Consider the following 15,520-nt stretch of genomic DNA (forward strand, 5'->3'; position numbering starts at 1 on the left):
CGGCGGGTAGGCGGGGGCGTGGGCGGCGTAGTGCTTGGCCGCCCGTGACACGGCGTGGGGGAGTTCGTCCCCGAACGCCTCGAGGCTGGTGATGTTGTCGTGGACGAACCACCGGCTGCCCGGCGGCTCCGCAGGTCCGGGCGTCAGCGCCTGATCGGCGAGCGAACTCAGTTTCCGTTCCTGCCCGTTCGACTCCGGATCCGCGCGGTTCCAGGGCACCATCACACTCATCCAGGGGCGCGGCTTCGCACCGAATCGTGTGAGCATTTCGAGCCGGTGCGCAGAGCCCAGTGCCCAGCGGTCGAGCAGCAGGAGTCCGGGCGCGGTCGGCGGGCCCGAGTCGAGCAGGTTCTCGGCGTCCTCCTCGAACAGTCCGACGCTGACGCGGTAGTCGAGGTTGCGGGCGAGATCGGCGGCGTGGTCGGCGAGCGGCCGGGTGGAGTGCGGGTGGTAGGGGTTCCAGTCACGGGGCGAGGGGCCGTAGCAGTCCGGGCCGCGGCCCTCCGGCAGCTCCTCCGACCGGGAGCAGGCCAGAACGGTGACCCGCAGCGAGCGGCTGGCTCCCGGTGGGCCGAAGGCGCTGGGAATGTGGTGGTAGTCCAGGTGCCGTCCCCTGGCGATCCTGGTTTCCTCGACGACCCGTACGATGCGCTGGGCGAGCCGGTACACCGCCCGCTCGTACTCCTGGCGCAGGTAGCTGAGTTTGATCAGGCCGTAGAAGCCCTCGGCGGCGTAGTCCTCGCCGAACTCGGAGTGGTTGAACTGTAATCGCTCGGCCGGTGCGGGAAGGGCGTTCGGCGGCATCGGCACCCACAGGGCCGGCACGATCCCGCTGAGCCTGCTGTCGTTGACCGCCCTGTGGTAGACGGCGCGCTGCGAGAAGGCGTACCACTCCTTGCCGCACTGCGGGCTGCGGAAGTAGCGCGGGGAGTAGAGCGGAACGAAGACGCTGCAATTGGCGAGCGCCTCGGACAGCGACTCCGGCCATCCGTCGCCGACGTTCATCCCCTGGTCCATGAAACCGGCCTTGACCCCGGCCGGTAACGTCGTCATCTGCAGGATGTGCTCGCACAGATCCCTGTAGAGCCTGGCCACCCACATGTCGGGGTCCGGGTCGGACGGGTCATTTCTCGGCGTGTGGGCGTAACTCAGAAAGAAGTACGGTTTGTCCGACGCATCTCCCGAGTCCACGGGTCCCTGCATGCGTCGTCACCTCCCCCGGCTCGCGGCGCACCCGTTCCCCACCCGCCCTGTGCGAGGGAACCACAGTGTAGAAACGGCTCATTCCCCGGCGGAATAGAGCAGCGGCCACGAGTCTTGTTCCGCCCGGACCCGCACCCGGCCCGGAATGGGGAATTCAGCCGGGGACGCACAACGCCGGGCGGTGCGCCGGCGGCTTCCCGTCACCGTACGGCCGTCCCGGCCATGCCGCGCGCGAAACGCTCACCCAGCGGTGTGAGCGACCCCGACGAGAGGAGGCGCTCCGCGACGTCCGCCACCTCCCGGCCCGTCCCCGGGCGGCGGGCGTCCGCTTCCTGTCCGCCCGGACGGGTTGCGGCCCGGAACTCGCCCTCGCCGAGCCGCGCGTACGCCTCCAGGAACAGGTCGGGAAGCGGCCGCGGGCCGGAGTGCCAGGGCGAGGGAAGCAGCCGGGTGTCCTCGGCGTCGTACAGATCATGGAGGTCCAGCAGGGCGCGGAGCTTCACCTCCTGGAACGAGCGGATCAGCTGGAGGGCGAGTCCGCGGGGTCCGGCGGGCCGGACGATCCCCGCGGCGCCGAAGGCGTGCCGGGCCGCCCCGCCGACATCGCCCCCGTGGCGCGGCAGGAGCGGGGTGATCGTGGCGAGTCCGGCGGCGAGTCCCGGCGCGTGGTGGGGAAGTCCTTCGGCGATGAGCGACCAGGCACCGGCGAGTTCCTCCGCCCATGTCGCGAACAGTGCCGCGTCCTGGCGCGGTGAGACCGGCGACCCGTGGGCGTCCCGCCAGGGGTCGACGTCCTCCATGGCCACTTCCCAGCCCGGGAGGGCGATGCGCCTCACCGGCTGCCAGCCCTCCGCGGTTTCCTCGTCCCAGTGGACGCGCAGTGACCGGTGCGGGGCCGTGACGGTGAACCCGTCGGCCGCGGACGCCACCTCGGCGAGCGTGCCGGCGCCGAGGACCACGCGGCCGAGCCCGGGAAGGCGCAGGTGACCCCGGGGAGCCGGCACCCGGACGGACGCGGGGTACCGGTCACCGGCACGGAGCACGGCGGCGGCGGCGAACTCCGCGAGGCCCGCCGTGTCCGCGCCCCCCGCCCCCCGTCGCGCGGCGGCTTCCAGCCGGCGCCGGGCCCATGTCCGGGTGTAGGGATGTGCCATCACTGCGTCCACGGCGTCGGGCGCGGCGGCGTCCGCCTCGGCCAGGAGCCGCCAGACGGCGGCCGACGCGGCATCGCGGGGAGCCTGTTCCCAGACGGCGACGACGAGGCCACGGGTGATGTCGAGCTGGGCTCCGGCGAGGGCCGACACCGTGTCCGCGTCGCCGCGGCCCGCTGCCAGCTGGTCGAGTTGGTCCTCAGTCAGGTAGGTGTGCCGCGTCGCCGCGGCCGTCTCCGCCTGCGTGCCCGGTGTGCCGTGCCCGCGGATCGCGGTGATGAGCTTCATCAGGTCGGGGCAGAACACGGACGGGTTGGAGAAGCCGTTCTCGCGGCTGTAGCGATGGGCGTAGAGGCCGCCTCCGCACGAGTTCACCAGTTCGCAGCTCCGGCATTGCTCGCACAGGCCGGCCTTTCCCCGCGTACGGGCCACGAGGCCGGGGTGGGCGGCGACTTGGTCGACGGAGTTGGCGAAGACGTCCATTCCGGTGGCGGGGGCCCCGTCGAAGGCGACCTTGAGGGAATCGGCCTGCTCGAAGGACCCGTCCGTCTCGATGACCGCCAGGTCCACGGGGTCCACGCCGAGTGATTCCACCAGGCTGCTCTCCCCGTGCAGGGTGCGTTCGACGGAGTCGAAGACGCGGACGGGTACGGGGCGTCCCCTGGCGACCCAGCGACGGTGGACCGTGAGCAGCCAGTCCGCGTAGGGGGCCGGTGCGCCGTCCGGGCGTTCGGGCGGTTCGGCGTGAGTGGCGTGGGGGAGGAGGAAGTCGATGCGCGGGGGGTCCAGAGCGGCCAGGGCGTCATAGACCGTCACGGGGTCGTTCTTCACGTCGATGGTGCACAGCAGGCCGCCGTAGAGGTGCCTGTAGCGCGGTTGCCGGAGCAGCCCCACCGCTTCGACCACGCGGTCGTAGCTGCTTCTGCCGTCCGCGTACCGCCGGTGGCGGTCGTTCGCCTCCTTGTCGCCGTCCAGGGACACGCCGACGCGGATCCCGAACTCGTCGAAGAGGTCGCAGTAGCGCTCGCTGAGCTGAAGTCCATTGGTCTGGATGCCGAGTTCCAGCCGGCAGACCCCGTCGAGCGCCAGTCGTAACTCCTCGGCCGCCCGGCGGATCCGCGCCGGGCCGGCCAGGAGGGGCTCTCCCCCGTGGAAGACGACGTGGACGCGGTGCAGGCCATGAGCAGCCGCGTGTTCCGCGATCCGCTCCGCCGCGCGCCTGAGCACTTTGCCGGAGGCCGCACGCGGGCGGCCCTTCCAGCTGGTGTCCGCGTGCTCGTACACATAACAGTGATCGCACGCCAAGTCACACCGGCTGTGAAGTTTCAGCACAAATTGTGACACAGGTTGTGAAATGCCTGTAGGCAAGAGAGGCGCAGATGGTGACGCGTCCATGGTGATGTCCCGGAGCCCGCGGTCGGATCAGGCGAAGGACTGGAAGGCCGATGCGGAGGTGCGGCCGGCCGGGGTGCCCGTCGGCATCACGCGCGCCATGGCGGGGGACGCGGCCGCGCTGCCCCGGGAGGCGAGCTCTCCCATGCTCATCCGTTCCCGCGAGCGAGAGGGGCCGGACGAGACGTCGTTTCTTGCCGGTGCGACTGGGGTAGAGGGCATGGCGTGGTTCCTGTTCTGTTGTCAGTGATGGCTTGACCCGGTCTCCCACCCGGAGGCCACCGGCCGATTCTTCGCAGGATCCAGCCGGACGCGTCCGGACGACAGCACGGCACGCCGCTGTGTCACCCCCTGGAACGCCTGGACATCCACGGTGTGTCACGCGACGAGAGCCTAACTTTCCCACAGCGGACACCGACCCGCGCACGGGGCTTCGGCCGAAAGGCGTCCTGCTCAGGGTGCCTTCGAAGGCGAGGACAGGGCCCGGGGAGCCGGGGACGGCCGAGGGCCCGGTCCGTGTTTCCATGGACCGGGCCCTCGGCGTTCAGGGTGAGTGACGGGACTCGAACCCGCGGCATCCTGGACCACAACCAGGTGCTCTACCAGCTGAGCTACACCCACCATGACCGGCGCTTTCCGTACCGGCCGAGAAAAAGTGTACAGGGTCGGAGGGGGTGCTCGCTCCCGACTTGTGCGGGGAGCGGGGCGTGATCAGCCGGAGGTGACCGGCGTCACTCGGCCGCCGGGAGGACGTGCCTGGCCGCGATGGCCTTGGCGGTCTCCGAGTCGGGGCCCGGCCGGGGGACGAAGATCGCCTCGCGGTAGTAGCGCAGTTCCGCGATGGACTCGCGGATGTCGGCGAGGGCGCGGTGGTTGCCGTTCTTCTTCGGGCTGTTGAAGTAGGCCCGGGGATACCAGCGGCGGGCCAGCTCCTTGATGGAGGAGACGTCGACGATCCGGTAGTGGAGGTGGCTCTCCAGCGTCGGCATGTCGCGCAGCAGGAAGCCGCGGTCCGTGCCGACGGAGTTGCCGCACAGGGGGGCCTTGCCGGGTTCCGGGACGTGTTCGCGGATGTACGCGAGGACCTGCCGCTCGGCCTCGGCCAGGGTGATGCCCCCGTCGAGCTCGGCCAGCAGGCCGGAGGCGGTGTGCATGGTGCGCACCACGTCGGGCATGGTCTTCAGCGACTCGGCCGGCGGGCGGATCACGATGTCCACGCCGTCGCCGAGCACGTTCAGCTCCGAGTCGGTGACCAGCGCGGCCACCTCGATGAGTGCGTCGTCCGCCAGCGAGAGCCCGGTCATCTCGCAGTCGATCCACACCATGCGATCGTTCATATGTCTCACCCTACGGGCAAACGGGGGGTGACCGAGAGTGCGGTCACCCCCCGGACCGGGCCTTCAGCGCTGTCCCGGCACGGTCATCCGGCTCGTGGCGTACGCGTCGGAGACCGGCTTGCCCGGGTCGCCCGCGGACAGGGGCCCGCCGGGACCGGCCGAGGCGGCCGCCCCGGGGAGCCGGCGGTTCTGCGGGGGTACCACCGGCTCCGGGTGCCCGTCGCGCTCACCCTGCGGCCTGCGGGCGCGGTACGCCGCCCGGTACGCGGCCGGGGACGATCCCAGCTGCCGCCGGAAGTGGCCGCGCAGCGCCACCGGGGAGCGGAATCCGCAGCGGCCCGCGACCTCGTCCACGGAGTAGTCCGAGGTCTCCAGCAGCCGCTGCGCCTGGAGCACCCGCTGGGTGATCAGCCACTGCAGGGGAGCGCTCCCGGTGAGCGAGCGGAACCTGCGGTCGAAGGTGCGCCGGCTCATGTAGGCGCGGGCCGCGAGGGTTTCCACGTCGAACTGTTCGTGGAGGTGCTCCAGTGCCCAGGCGACGACCTCGGCGAGCGGGTCCGCGCCGATCTCCTCCGGTAAAGACCTGTCGAGATAGCGCTCCTGACCGCCGCTGCGCCGCGGGGGCACGACGAGCCGCCGGGCCAGTGCGCCGGCCGCCTCGTTCCCGTGGTCGGTACGGACGATGTGCAGGCACAGGTCGATGCCCGCCGCCGTCCCCGCGGAGGTGAGGACGTCCCCGTCGTCGACGAAGAGCTCGCGCGGGTCGACGTGCACGGACGGGTAGCGCTTGGCGAGCGTCGGCGCGTACATCCAGTGGGTGGTGGCCGGCCTGCCGTCGAGCAGCCCGGCGGCCGCCAGGACGAAGGCTCCGGTGCACAGCCCGACGATGCGGGCGCCTTCCTCGTGGGCGCGGCGCAGGGCGTCCAGCGCTTCGAGCGGTGGTGGCGCGGTGATCGAACGCCAGGCGGGCACCACCACCGTCCCGGCCCTGGAGATGGCCTCCAGCCCGTGCGGTGCGGAGAGTTCGAGCCCGCCCGTCGTACGCAGCGGGCCCTCCTCGCCGGCGCACACCAGCAGCCGGTAACGGGGGACGCCGGCGTCCTGCCGGTCGACACCGAACACGGACAGCGGGATGGAACTCTCGAAGATCGGCCCGCCGCTGAACAGCAGAACGGAGACGATCTCCTTGCGGCGGCGCCCTGCGAGCTTGCGTGCGGCCTCCGTCGTAGCTGTGGAGTCCTGGCTCATGGCGCTAAGCCCCCCTCAGTGGTCGCGACTCCTCGGTCGTATCGCTCCTGCACGTTTCCCCTCGGTGCTGCACGAGTCCCCCGCCGTAGACAGTCATGATCGAATCTACTGTGTCCCGTGGTACCCCGGTGACCAGTTCACCACCCGGCTCAATGTCGACATGGCAACTTGGCGTGAAGCATTCGATCACGAAGCGTTGCACTTGCGAGGCCCGTAGGGAAGTGCGCATGGGGCGCATGCCCAATACCCGTAGGGTGTGCGCGCCCGGGGCGCTCCTTTCCTGCCTGCTCGGAGAGGGGGTGAGGGGTGCTTTGGCCAATGATTGGCCGGTGTTGGGAAGTTGGCTGAAAACCGACGGCTTCCGGTCGCCCGGAGCCCGCGGTCCGCCGGGGGCGAGCGCTCGTCCTGAGGGCGTTCTCCGGGGCGCCTCACCGGCCTCCGCGGCGCGTCGCCCGGCCCGCCCGTCCGTGCCGCCCCCGGGGGCGGCCGGGACGACCGGCCGCCGTCCGCCCCGACTGCCGCAGCAGCGCCCGCGCGGCCGCCGTGACGGCGCCGAGCCCCAGTGCGGTGGCCGCCGCCCCGGCCAGGGGGACCCCGCGCCCGACCAGCACCACCGGGACCAGCGCGCAGCCGAACGCGGCCCAGCGCAGTGCCTCGCTCCCCGTCCCGTGGCCGGGGGCCGCGGGCCCGTGCGGCGCCGGCGTCCCGCCGGGGACGGCGGACCGGCCGGCGTCCGGCGGGACACCGGAAGATCCGTTCGGGGATCCGGGCACCGTGTCCTCCCCGTGGCTTCCCGGTGGCCCCCACGTGCCGGCCGGGTGGACATCGGCTGTCCCCGGGAGGGCGATACATGACCGGAAGTGCAACGTTCATCAGTGCGCCGGGTCACGGTCGCGGGTCGTTGCGTGGGCCATGGGCCATTGCGTCACGGAGGATGCTCGGGCATGCTCCCTGGAACGCCGCGAGGAGGCGGCGGGCCCCGTGCCCCGGCACTGGGCAGCGGAGGAGTGTCGCCGTACCCTTGTGGGTAGGGGCTTGGGAAGATGATTCCCGGACTGATCCCCACCCAGGAGCTTCAGCTCCGCTCCACCGCCAACCGTCGTCCCTCCCACAGAGGACCTTCTTCGCCGAGACATCGATGGCCGGTCACGAAATCCCCGATCCCGCGGACCGCAAGCAGGTCGCCGATCACGCCGATCCCACCGACCTCCACGCGGCGGAAGAAGCACGTCATGGCGGCTGCGATCCCGCGTTCCTGCACGGCGTCGTCGTCGGTTTCGACGGGTCCACGTCCAGTGAGCGGGCGCTCGCCTACGCGATCGGGATGGCCGGGCGCTCCGGCTCCGGCCTGATCATCGTGCACGTCGCGAACCGGCTGCCCACCACCGTCTGGGCCGGCTGCGAGCCGCCCGTGTTCGTGGACGTCCCCGACCACCGCACCGAGGTGCTGGGCCTCGAACTCGCCTGCGCGGACTATCTCGCCGAGGTGCCGTGGATCCTCGTCGAGCGCGGCGGGGACATCTGCCACGAGCTGGAGGAGGTCGGCCGCGAGTACTCCGCGGACGCGATCGTCGTCGGCTCCACGCACGGCATCGTCGGACGCATCTTCGGGTCGGTCGCGGGAAGGCTCGCCAAGCGCGCGCAGCGTCCGGTGATCGTGATCCCGTGACGGCCGCGCCCGGCCGCGGTCTTTTGAATCCGTGGGCCACCCCCGGCAGTTCCAGTCCTCGTGCCCCCGCGCCGTCCCGCCCGTGCTCCCGTGAGCGGTGATTCGCCGCTCACGTGAATCCCCTTGGCCCGCCGATTGGCTGACGTGCTGTCAGCGGCCGCCGCGGCGCAGGTCGGACGGCAAGTTACCGTCCCGTAGAGGTGGATTGTGCATTTGTGAGGGGTATCCCCTTCCTGCCGACGCAACTGCACACGCAGGGAACTCCGCCGTTGCGACGTGCTGCCGGCCCGGGGAGTGACGGCCGCCGGCCGGGCAGCGCGGAGCCGGTGCGATCGGGCGGCACCGGCACCCACAAGTGGTCCCCGGCGCGATCGGTGGCGCGCGCCGGGGACCACTCTCGTCCTTCCTGGGATTTCCTCGGTCGGAGGGACTACTCGACCGTCACCGACTTCGCGAGGTTGCGCGGCTTGTCGATGTCCCGGCCCAGCGCCAGCGCCGTGTGGTAGGCGAGGAGCTGGAGCGGAATGCCCATCAGGATCGGGTCCAGTTCGTCCTCGTTCTTCGGAACCACAATGGTGTGGTCGGCCTTTTCCTGTTCGGCGTGCGCCACCGCCAGGATCCGGCCGCTGCGGGCCTTGATCTCCTCCAGCGCCGCGCGGTTCTTGTCGAGCAGGTCGTCGTCGGGCACGATCGCGACCGTCGGCATGGCCGGTTCGATGAGGGCGAGCGGGCCGTGCTTGAGCTCGGAGGCCGGGTACGCCTCGGCGTGGATGTAGCTGATCTCCTTGAGCTTCAGGGAGGCCTCCAGCGCCACCGGGTAACCGCGCACCCGGCCGATGAACAGCATCGACTTGGCCTCGGCGAACTCCTCGGCGAGCTTCTTGATGTCCGCCTCCTGCTCGAGGATCTCGGAGATCTGCTCGGGCAGCCTGCGCAGACCCGCGATGAGCCGCCTGCCGTCCGCCACCGACAGGTCGCGGATGCGGCCGAGGTGCAGGGCGAGCAGCGCGAAGGCGACGACGGTGTTGGTGAAGCACTTCGTGGACACGACGCAGACCTCGGGCCCGGCGTGCACGTACACACCGCCGTCCGTCTCCCGCGCGATCGCGGAGCCGACGACATTGACGACGCCCAGCACCCGCGCGCCCTTGCGCTTCAGTTCCTGCACCGCCGCCAGGACGTCGTACGTCTCGCCGGACTGCGAGACCGCGACGTAGAGCGTGTCGGGGTCGACGACCGCGTTGCGGTAGCGGAACTCGGAGGCGGGCTCGGCGTCCGCGGGGATGCGGGCCAGCTCCTCGATGAGGCCCGCGCCGATCAGGCCGGCGTGGTACGAGGTGCCGCAGCCCAGGATCTTCACCCGGCGCACGGCGCGTGCCTCGCGCGCGTCGAGGTTGAGGCCGCCCAGGTGCACGGTGGAGAACCGGTCGTCGATGCGGCCGCGCAGCACGCGGTCCACCGCGTCGGGCTGCTCGCTGATCTCCTTGTGCATGTACGTGTCGTGACCGCCCATGTCGTACGACTCCGCCTCCCACTCCACGGTGGTCGGCGAGGCGGTGGTGCGGGTGCCCTCGGTGGTGTACGTGCGGAAGTCGTCGGCCTTCAGGGTCGCCATCTCGCCGTCGTCGAGGGTGACGATCTGACGGGTGTGGGTGACCAGGGCGGCGACGTCGGAGGCGACGAACATCTCCTTCTCGCCGATGCCGAGCACGACGGGGGAGCCGTTGCGGGCCACGACGATCCGGTCGGCGAAGTCGGCGTGCAGCACGGCGATGCCGTAGGTGCCCTCGACCAGGCGCAGCGCCTGGCGGACCTTGTCCTCCAGCTTCTCGGCGGGGGAGCGGGCGATCAGGTGGACCAGGACCTCGGTGTCGGTCTCGGAGCGGAACTCGATGCCCTCGGCGGTCAGCTTGGCGCGCAGCTCGGAGGCGTTGTCGATGATGCCGTTGTGGACGACGGCGACCTTGTTCCCGCCGTCCAGGTGGGGGTGTGCGTTCTCGTCGCTCGGAGCTCCGTGGGTGGCCCAGCGGGTGTGGGCGATGCCCGTGGTGCCGGCGAACCGCTTGGGAACCTTCGCCTCGAGGTCGCGCACCCGGCCCTTGGCCTTGACCATCTTCAGACCGCTCGCCTTGGGGCCGGTGATCACGACGCCGGCGGAGTCGTAGCCGCGGTACTCCAGACGCTGCAGGCCTTCCAGCAGCAGCGGTGCCACATCACGCTTTCCGATGTATCCGACAATTCCGCACATATGTGTTCCTGTGTCCCTTGTCTTTCTTAGCCGTAGATGATGCGGCGCAGCTGACGCAGTGTGTACTCGGGCGGCGCGACCGCGCGGTGGCGCAGTTCCGCCGTGATCTGTTCGAAGATCGCCGTGTTGACCAGCCCGCGGCCCTGGAGCTCGCGGTGGCGGCGGCGGACGAAGTCCTCCGCCGTCTCGTCGAAATAGGCCAGCACGTCCTGGATCACCCGGGACGCCTCACCCCGCCGCAGCGGGGTGCTGCGTGTCAAATGATCAACAAGTTCCTCGTGCACCCGTCGATCCTGAGGTATGAGGGGCGTCGATCGCAAGAATTCTGCCCGATATCGGGCAGGATCATGGAATCTTCAGTGCTGTGTCACAGCCGGGTCCCGGACTTGCCACCGAATCCGGTCACCGAAACCGGTCACTGGAGACGTTTCAGCAGCGCCTGCTTCGCTGTCGTGAACTCCTCGTCCGTGAGGACGCCCGCCCGGTGCAGCTCGCCGAGCTCCCGCAGCCGCCGCAGCAGCGCGTCCGGGTCGTCCCCCGGGGCGGCGGGCCCCGCCTCCGGCGGCTCCACCGCCGAAGCCGCCGCACGCGGGGCCGCGGCGGCCCGTGCGCCGGGCGGTGTCGAGGGGTGCGGCAGCCGGGCCACCACGGCCGCCGCCACCAGACCCATCAGCCCGTCCTTCTTGAAGCCCCACAGCTCTATCGCGTTCGGGTCGTACTTCGGCGGGACCTTGGTCGGCGCACCGGACACGGTGAACCGCAGGCAGCCGTTCTCCAGACCCACCGCGGGCTGCCACTCCACGGCCGTCACGTCCCCGATCGCGAGGGTGCGGGTGCCGGCCGAGCGCTTGGCCTCCTCCGTCTTCCAGTTCCACTCCAGCCGGATCCGCTCGCCGTCGAAGCTCGCCGTGCCGTCCCCGGCCGACGCCGACAGCGGCACGGCGGGGCCGGGCAGCAGATACGCGTCGACCGGACCGGACGGGATCTCGTCCAGCAGCAGGGCGCCCCGCACCTCGTCGACGAAGTACTCGGCGACCCCGAAGCGGTCCGAGTCCACCGAAAGCCGGTACGGGTCGGAGGAGTCGGCCAGCTTGCCGCCGGTCGCCTGGAGCAGCGGGTCCGCCCCCTCGCGCAGCCGCAGCCTCAGCCGTCCCGCCTTGCGGCCGGGCTCGAAGGACACCCCGGCCAGGGCGCTCAGCGGCAGGGCGAGTTCACCGAGGGTCTGGCGGACCAGCCCCACGCCCTTGTCCCGTCCCGGCACGATCCGGACCGTCTCCCCGTCGAACGTCCAGGTGCCGTCGCGCTGAATGATTTCCGCCATCAGTCTCCTAGCGAGCGGGCCACCGGCCGTAGCCGGCGAGGAATTGCTTCCCTGTCGTGTTTTCCGTTCGTCCCGAAAGGGATCGGATCGGGCTGGACCGCAACCCCTCGGGTTGGAAGCCCCTCTCCTTCAGGTGGGGGAGCGGGGTCACACCGGCGATTCTGCCAGGGCCGTTGGGGGGTGCCGGGAGGTCGTTCACCGGCGCTCCCGGAGGTCTTCGGAGCGCCGGGCCGCGGTCGGCCCACGGCGCTGCGGCTTGACCGGCTTGACTGGTCCACACCTTGACCGGGCCCTGGGCCCGCGGTTACGCATGAGTCGCTCCGCTGTCGCGCCCCTTGGAGGACCGCCTGTGAGACAGCCCCGAACCTCTTCCCGGCTCCTCGGCTCACTGGCCCTCGTCGTGGTCACCGGGCTCGCCGCCATGGGGGCGACCCGCGCTCCCGCCACCGCCCAGGGCGCGCGGACCGGCCAGGACACCGTCTCTCTCGACCAGGTCATCCCGGCGCCCGTCTCCGCCGTGGCGGGCGGCTCGCCGTTCACCCTCACCGCGAGAACGGTCATCCGCGTGGACGGCGGCGCGCGTGGCCGCGAGGCGCGAGGGGTCGGCCACTATCTCGCCGGCATCCTGCGACCCTCCACGGGCTATCTGCTGCCCGTTTCCAGCCTCCCCGGCAAGGACGGCATCCGGCTCCGGCTGAGCGCGGCGGACAAGGGGCTGGGCGAGGAGGGATACCGGCTCGAATCGGGGCGGCGGGCCGTCACGGTCACCGCGCGCACCCCGGCCGGCCTGTTCCACGGCGTGCAGACGCTGCGTCAACTGCTGCCGCCGGCGGTCGAGAAGAACTCCCGGCAGCCGGGTCCGTGGCGGATCGCGGGCGGAGTCATCGAGGACGTGCCGCGCTTCGCGTACCGCGGCGCGATGCTCGACGTCTCCCGGCACTTCTTCACCGTGGACCAGGTCAAGCGGTACATCGACCAGTTGGCCCTGTACAAGATCAACACCCTGCATCTGCACCTGTCCGACGACCAGGGGTGGCGGATCGCGGTCGACTCCTGGCCGCGACTGGCGGCGTACGGCGGGTCGACACAGGTCGGCGGCGGCCCCGGCGGCCACTACAGCAAGGCGCAGTACAAGGAGATCGTGCGGTACGCCGGTTCGCGCCACATGGAGCTCGTGCCCGAGATCGACATGCCGGGGCACACGAACGCGGCGCTCGCCTCCTACGCGGAACTGAACTGCGACGGGGTCGCGCCGCCCCTCTACACGGGCACCGGGGTCGGGTTCAGCTCGCTGTGCGTGCCCAAGGAGGTGACGTACGACTTCGTGGACGACGTCATCAGGGAGCTGGCGGTCCTCACCCCCGGCCGCTACCTCCACATCGGCGGCGACGAGGCGCACTCCACCAGCCACGAGGACTACGTCGCGTTCATGGACCGGGCGCAGGCCGTGGTCCAGAAGTACGGCAAGACGGTCGTCGGCTGGCACCAGCTGACCGGTGCGCGGCCGGCGGAGGGCGCGGTCGCCCAGTACTGGGGGTACGACGCGACCGGCGCCGCCGAGCGCGCGCAGGTGGTTCGGGCGGCCCAGAACGGGACCCGGGTGGTCCTGTCCCCGGCGGACCGGGTGTACCTGGACATGAAGTACGACCGGGACACTCCGCTGGGGCTGGACTGGGCGGGCCTGGTGGAGGTGCGGCGCAGCTACGACTGGGACCCGGGGAGCTACCTCGCGGGACTGCCGGCCGACGCGCTGCTCGGGATCGAGGCCCCGCTGTGGACCGAGACGGTCTCGACCTCCGCCCACATCGACTACATGGCCTTCCCGCGGGTGCCGGGCATCGCGGAACTGGGCTGGTCGCCGGCGTCCGCGCACGACTGGGAGGACTACCGGCTGCGGCTGGCCGCCCACGGACCCCGGATGACGGCTCTCGGCATCGGCTTCTACCGCTCGCCGCAGGTGCCCTGGCCCGCACGCTGACCCACCGGGCCACAGGGGCAGGCGCGGGCCGGACGGGCCGGGGCGGAGCGGTGGACGGGCGCCCGCGGGGGACCGTATCGCGGGCGCCCGCCGGCCGGAGGGCACCACCGGGGCCGCCAGGACCGCCGGGGCCGCCGGGGTCCCGGTGGTGCGGCAGGTGGGTGCTACCGGCGCGCATAGGGCGCGATCGGGTTCTTCAGGGTGCCGACGAGCTGGAGCGCCGCCGAAGGGTCGGCGAGGTCGACCATCTGCTGGTTGTCGCGCAGCTGGAGCCGGTTGAGGCAGGACAGCGCGAACTCGTCGGCGAACATGTCGTACCGCTTGAACTTCTCGTCCAGGTGCGGGGCGGACTCCTGGTAGTCGGACACGCAGTCGGCGACCGTCCGCCAGAAGGTCTCCTCGTCGAGCACGCCCGCCGTGGCGAGCGTGGCGGCGAGGAAGCGGAAGAAGCAGTCGAAGACGTCCGTGAAGATCGACAGCAGTTTCTGGTCCTCGGGGACGTCGACCCGGATCCGCTCCACCTTCGGGGGGAGGACCGCGTCCGGGTCCATGACGGCGATCTCCTCGGCGATGTCCTTGTAGATCGCCCGCCCGACCGAGCCGTCCTCCGCGAGGACGAGGATCACGTTCTCGCCGTGCGGCATGAACACCAGGTCGTACGCGTAGAAGCAGTGCAGCAGCGGTGTGAGGTAGGCATCGAGGTAGCGGCGCAGCCAGACGGCGGGCTCCAGGCCCGAGCGCTCGATCAGCGCGGCCGCGAGCGACCGGCCCCCGCGGTCCACGTGCAGCAGGGAGGCCATGGTGGCCGGCCGCTCGCCCTCCCCGAGGGAGGGGACCGGGCTCTCCCGCCACAGGGCGGCGAGCATCTTGCGGTACGGCGAGTAGCGGTCCGTGGCGCGCTCGTACTCCAGGTGCCGGTAGCCGACCGCCGCGCGCTCCCTGATGATCGTCAGCCGCGCGGCCTTCAGCACCTCGTCGTTGGAGACGAGGTGCGCGAGCCAGTCGTTGATCGCCGGGGTGGCCTCCATGTACGCGGCGGAGAGGCCGCGCATGAAGCCCATGTTGATCACCGACAGGGCCGTCTTGACGTAGTGCTTGGCCGGGTCGGCGGTGTTGAAGAAGGTGCGGATCGACTGCTGGGCGAGGTAGGTGTCGCTCCCCTCGCCGAGCACCACGAGCCGGCGCAGTGCCACCTCGGAGGCGAAGGTGACGGACAGTTTGTTCCACCACTGCCAGGGGTGGACCGGTATGCAGAGGTAGTCCGCCGGGTCCAGGCCCAGACCGGTCAGGGTGGCGGCGAAGGAGGCCAGGGTCTCCTCGCCCAGCTCCTCGCGGAGCAGGGACTCGTGGTCGGTGTCGGCGGACGAGGTGAAGGTGGCGCGGTCGCGGTGGGCGGCCAGCCACAGCAGCCGCACCGGGTGGGCGGTCTCGGGGGCGTACGCGTGGTACTCGTGCACACCGAAGCCGAGACGGCCGTTGTTGGCGACGAAGCAGGGGTGGCCCTCGGTCATCCCGGTCTCGATCGCCTGGAAGCCCTCGGGGCCGGCCGCGGCGGCCAACTCGGCCGAGGTCGCCGCGGACCCCGCGAGTTTGTACGCGGTGCCGGACAGGGTGGAGGAGATCTCCTCCAGATAGACCGGCAGGATCTTGTCGCCCAGGCCGAGCGAGCCGCGGAACTCGATGAAGAACTCCATCGCGTCCAGCGGGAGTTCCCTGCCGCCGCGGTGGCGGGTGATGCTCGCGGCGTCGACCTGCCAGTGCTCGAGGCCCAGTACCTCGGCGGCGAAGCGGTACTCGACCCCGCCGTCGTCGCTGCGTACGGCCCAGCGGCCGGGGCCCTGCCGGACCGGAGCCAGCAGCCGCTCGTGGGAGAACTCGGCGAGTGCCTTGCGTATCAGCAGCCGCCCGGCCTCGGCCCACAGCCCGGGGGTGAGGTGGGAGACGGCCGCGGCGGGCGACACGGAGGCGGAGGG

The 15,520-nt window shown here is 71.3% G+C and carries 12 protein-coding genes and 1 tRNA gene; 2 read left to right on the plus strand and 11 right to left on the minus strand.

The window, feature by feature from the left end:
• The 7 genes from GUY61_RS22320 to GUY61_RS41590 all read right to left on the minus strand — a co-directional run.
• On the minus strand, window positions 1-1,203 hold a 1,203-nt coding region (locus GUY61_RS22320), incomplete at its 3' end, for a TIR-like protein FxsC (protein ID WP_166632006.1).
• A gap of 200 nt (window positions 1,204-1,403) precedes the next feature.
• The gene (locus tag GUY61_RS22325) at window positions 1,404-3,749 is read right to left on the minus strand and encodes an FxsB family cyclophane-forming radical SAM/SPASM peptide maturase (protein ID WP_208106314.1); all 2,346 of its coding nucleotides are present in this window, start codon (window positions 3,747-3,749) and stop codon (window positions 1,404-1,406) included.
• Between the two features lie 27 nt (window positions 3,750-3,776).
• Window positions 3,777-3,899, minus strand: a complete 123-nt coding sequence (locus GUY61_RS41240; RefSeq protein WP_279576835.1) for a hypothetical protein — start codon at window positions 3,897-3,899, stop codon at window positions 3,777-3,779.
• Window positions 3,900-4,294: 395 nt separating this feature from the next.
• Window positions 4,295-4,367, minus strand: a tRNA-His gene (locus tag GUY61_RS22330).
• A gap of 110 nt (window positions 4,368-4,477) precedes the next feature.
• The gene (orn, locus tag GUY61_RS22335; RefSeq protein WP_166632008.1) at window positions 4,478-5,083 is read right to left on the minus strand and encodes an oligoribonuclease; all 606 of its coding nucleotides are present in this window, start codon (window positions 5,081-5,083) and stop codon (window positions 4,478-4,480) included.
• A 63-nt stretch (window positions 5,084-5,146) separates the two neighbouring features.
• On the minus strand, window positions 5,147-6,331 hold the full coding sequence (locus GUY61_RS22340; RefSeq protein WP_166632009.1) for a helix-turn-helix domain-containing protein: 1,185 nt from the start codon (window positions 6,329-6,331) through the stop codon (window positions 5,147-5,149).
• Window positions 6,332-6,759: 428 nt separating this feature from the next.
• On the minus strand, window positions 6,760-7,104 hold the full coding sequence (locus GUY61_RS41590) for a hypothetical protein (RefSeq protein WP_313896794.1): 345 nt from the start codon (window positions 7,102-7,104) through the stop codon (window positions 6,760-6,762).
• Window positions 7,105-7,469: 365 nt separating this feature from the next.
• Here GUY61_RS41590 and GUY61_RS22350 point away from each other — a divergent pair, with 365 nt between their 5' ends.
• Complete coding sequence (locus GUY61_RS22350; RefSeq protein ID WP_166632010.1) at window positions 7,470-8,000, plus strand: universal stress protein; 531 nt, start codon at window positions 7,470-7,472, stop codon at window positions 7,998-8,000.
• Window positions 8,001-8,430: 430 nt separating this feature from the next.
• Here the strand turns inward: GUY61_RS22350 and glmS are convergent, their stop codons facing one another.
• The 3 genes from glmS to GUY61_RS22365 form a co-directional block, all read right to left on the minus strand.
• Window positions 8,431-10,248, minus strand: coding sequence for a glutamine--fructose-6-phosphate transaminase (isomerizing) (gene glmS, locus GUY61_RS22355; protein WP_166632011.1), 1,818 nt, complete (start codon window positions 10,246-10,248; stop codon window positions 8,431-8,433).
• Between the two features lie 26 nt (window positions 10,249-10,274).
• A complete protein-coding gene (locus GUY61_RS22360; protein ID WP_166632012.1) occupies window positions 10,275-10,532 on the minus strand; it encodes a hypothetical protein in 258 nt (85 codons plus the stop codon).
• A gap of 131 nt (window positions 10,533-10,663) precedes the next feature.
• The gene (locus tag GUY61_RS22365) at window positions 10,664-11,569 is read right to left on the minus strand and encodes a DUF4429 domain-containing protein (protein ID WP_166632013.1); all 906 of its coding nucleotides are present in this window, start codon (window positions 11,567-11,569) and stop codon (window positions 10,664-10,666) included.
• Window positions 11,570-11,879: 310 nt separating this feature from the next.
• Between GUY61_RS22365 and GUY61_RS22370 the strand changes: the two genes are divergently transcribed.
• Window positions 11,880-13,547 carry a beta-N-acetylhexosaminidase gene (locus GUY61_RS22370; protein ID WP_166632014.1) on the plus strand — a complete coding sequence of 556 codons (1,668 nt, stop codon included), beginning with the start codon at window positions 11,880-11,882 and terminating at the stop codon, window positions 13,545-13,547.
• A 164-nt stretch (window positions 13,548-13,711) separates the two neighbouring features.
• Here GUY61_RS22370 and GUY61_RS22375 read toward each other — a convergent pair whose 3' ends face one another.
• A complete protein-coding gene (locus GUY61_RS22375) occupies window positions 13,712-15,508 on the minus strand; it encodes an IucA/IucC family siderophore biosynthesis protein (RefSeq protein WP_166632016.1) in 1,797 nt (598 codons plus the stop codon).
• Between the last annotated feature and the right edge of the window lie 12 nt (window positions 15,509-15,520).

The sequence above is a fragment of the Streptomyces sp. GC420 genome (assembly GCF_009916105.1).
In the GTDB taxonomy this organism is placed as follows: domain Bacteria; phylum Actinomycetota; class Actinomycetes; order Streptomycetales; family Streptomycetaceae; genus Streptomyces.

Coding starts and splice junctions, on each gene's coding strand:
- GUY61_RS22325 (WP_208106314.1), bottom strand. CDS start 3,749: ATGGACGCGTCACCATCTGCGCCTCTCTTGCCTACAGGCATTTCACAA.
- GUY61_RS41240 (WP_279576835.1), bottom strand. CDS start 3,899: ATGAGCATGGGAGAGCTCGCCTCCCGGGGCAGCGCGGCCGCGTCCCCC.
- orn (WP_166632008.1), bottom strand. CDS start 5,083: ATGAACGATCGCATGGTGTGGATCGACTGCGAGATGACCGGGCTCTCG.
- GUY61_RS22340 (WP_166632009.1), bottom strand. CDS start 6,331: ATGAGCCAGGACTCCACAGCTACGACGGAGGCCGCACGCAAGCTCGCA.
- GUY61_RS22350 (WP_166632010.1), top strand. CDS start 7,470: ATGGCCGGTCACGAAATCCCCGATCCCGCGGACCGCAAGCAGGTCGCC.
- glmS (WP_166632011.1), bottom strand. CDS start 10,248: ATGTGCGGAATTGTCGGATACATCGGAAAGCGTGATGTGGCACCGCTG.
- GUY61_RS22365 (WP_166632013.1), bottom strand. CDS start 11,569: ATGGCGGAAATCATTCAGCGCGACGGCACCTGGACGTTCGACGGGGAG.
- GUY61_RS22370 (WP_166632014.1), top strand. CDS start 11,880: ATGAGTCGCTCCGCTGTCGCGCCCCTTGGAGGACCGCCTGTGAGACAG.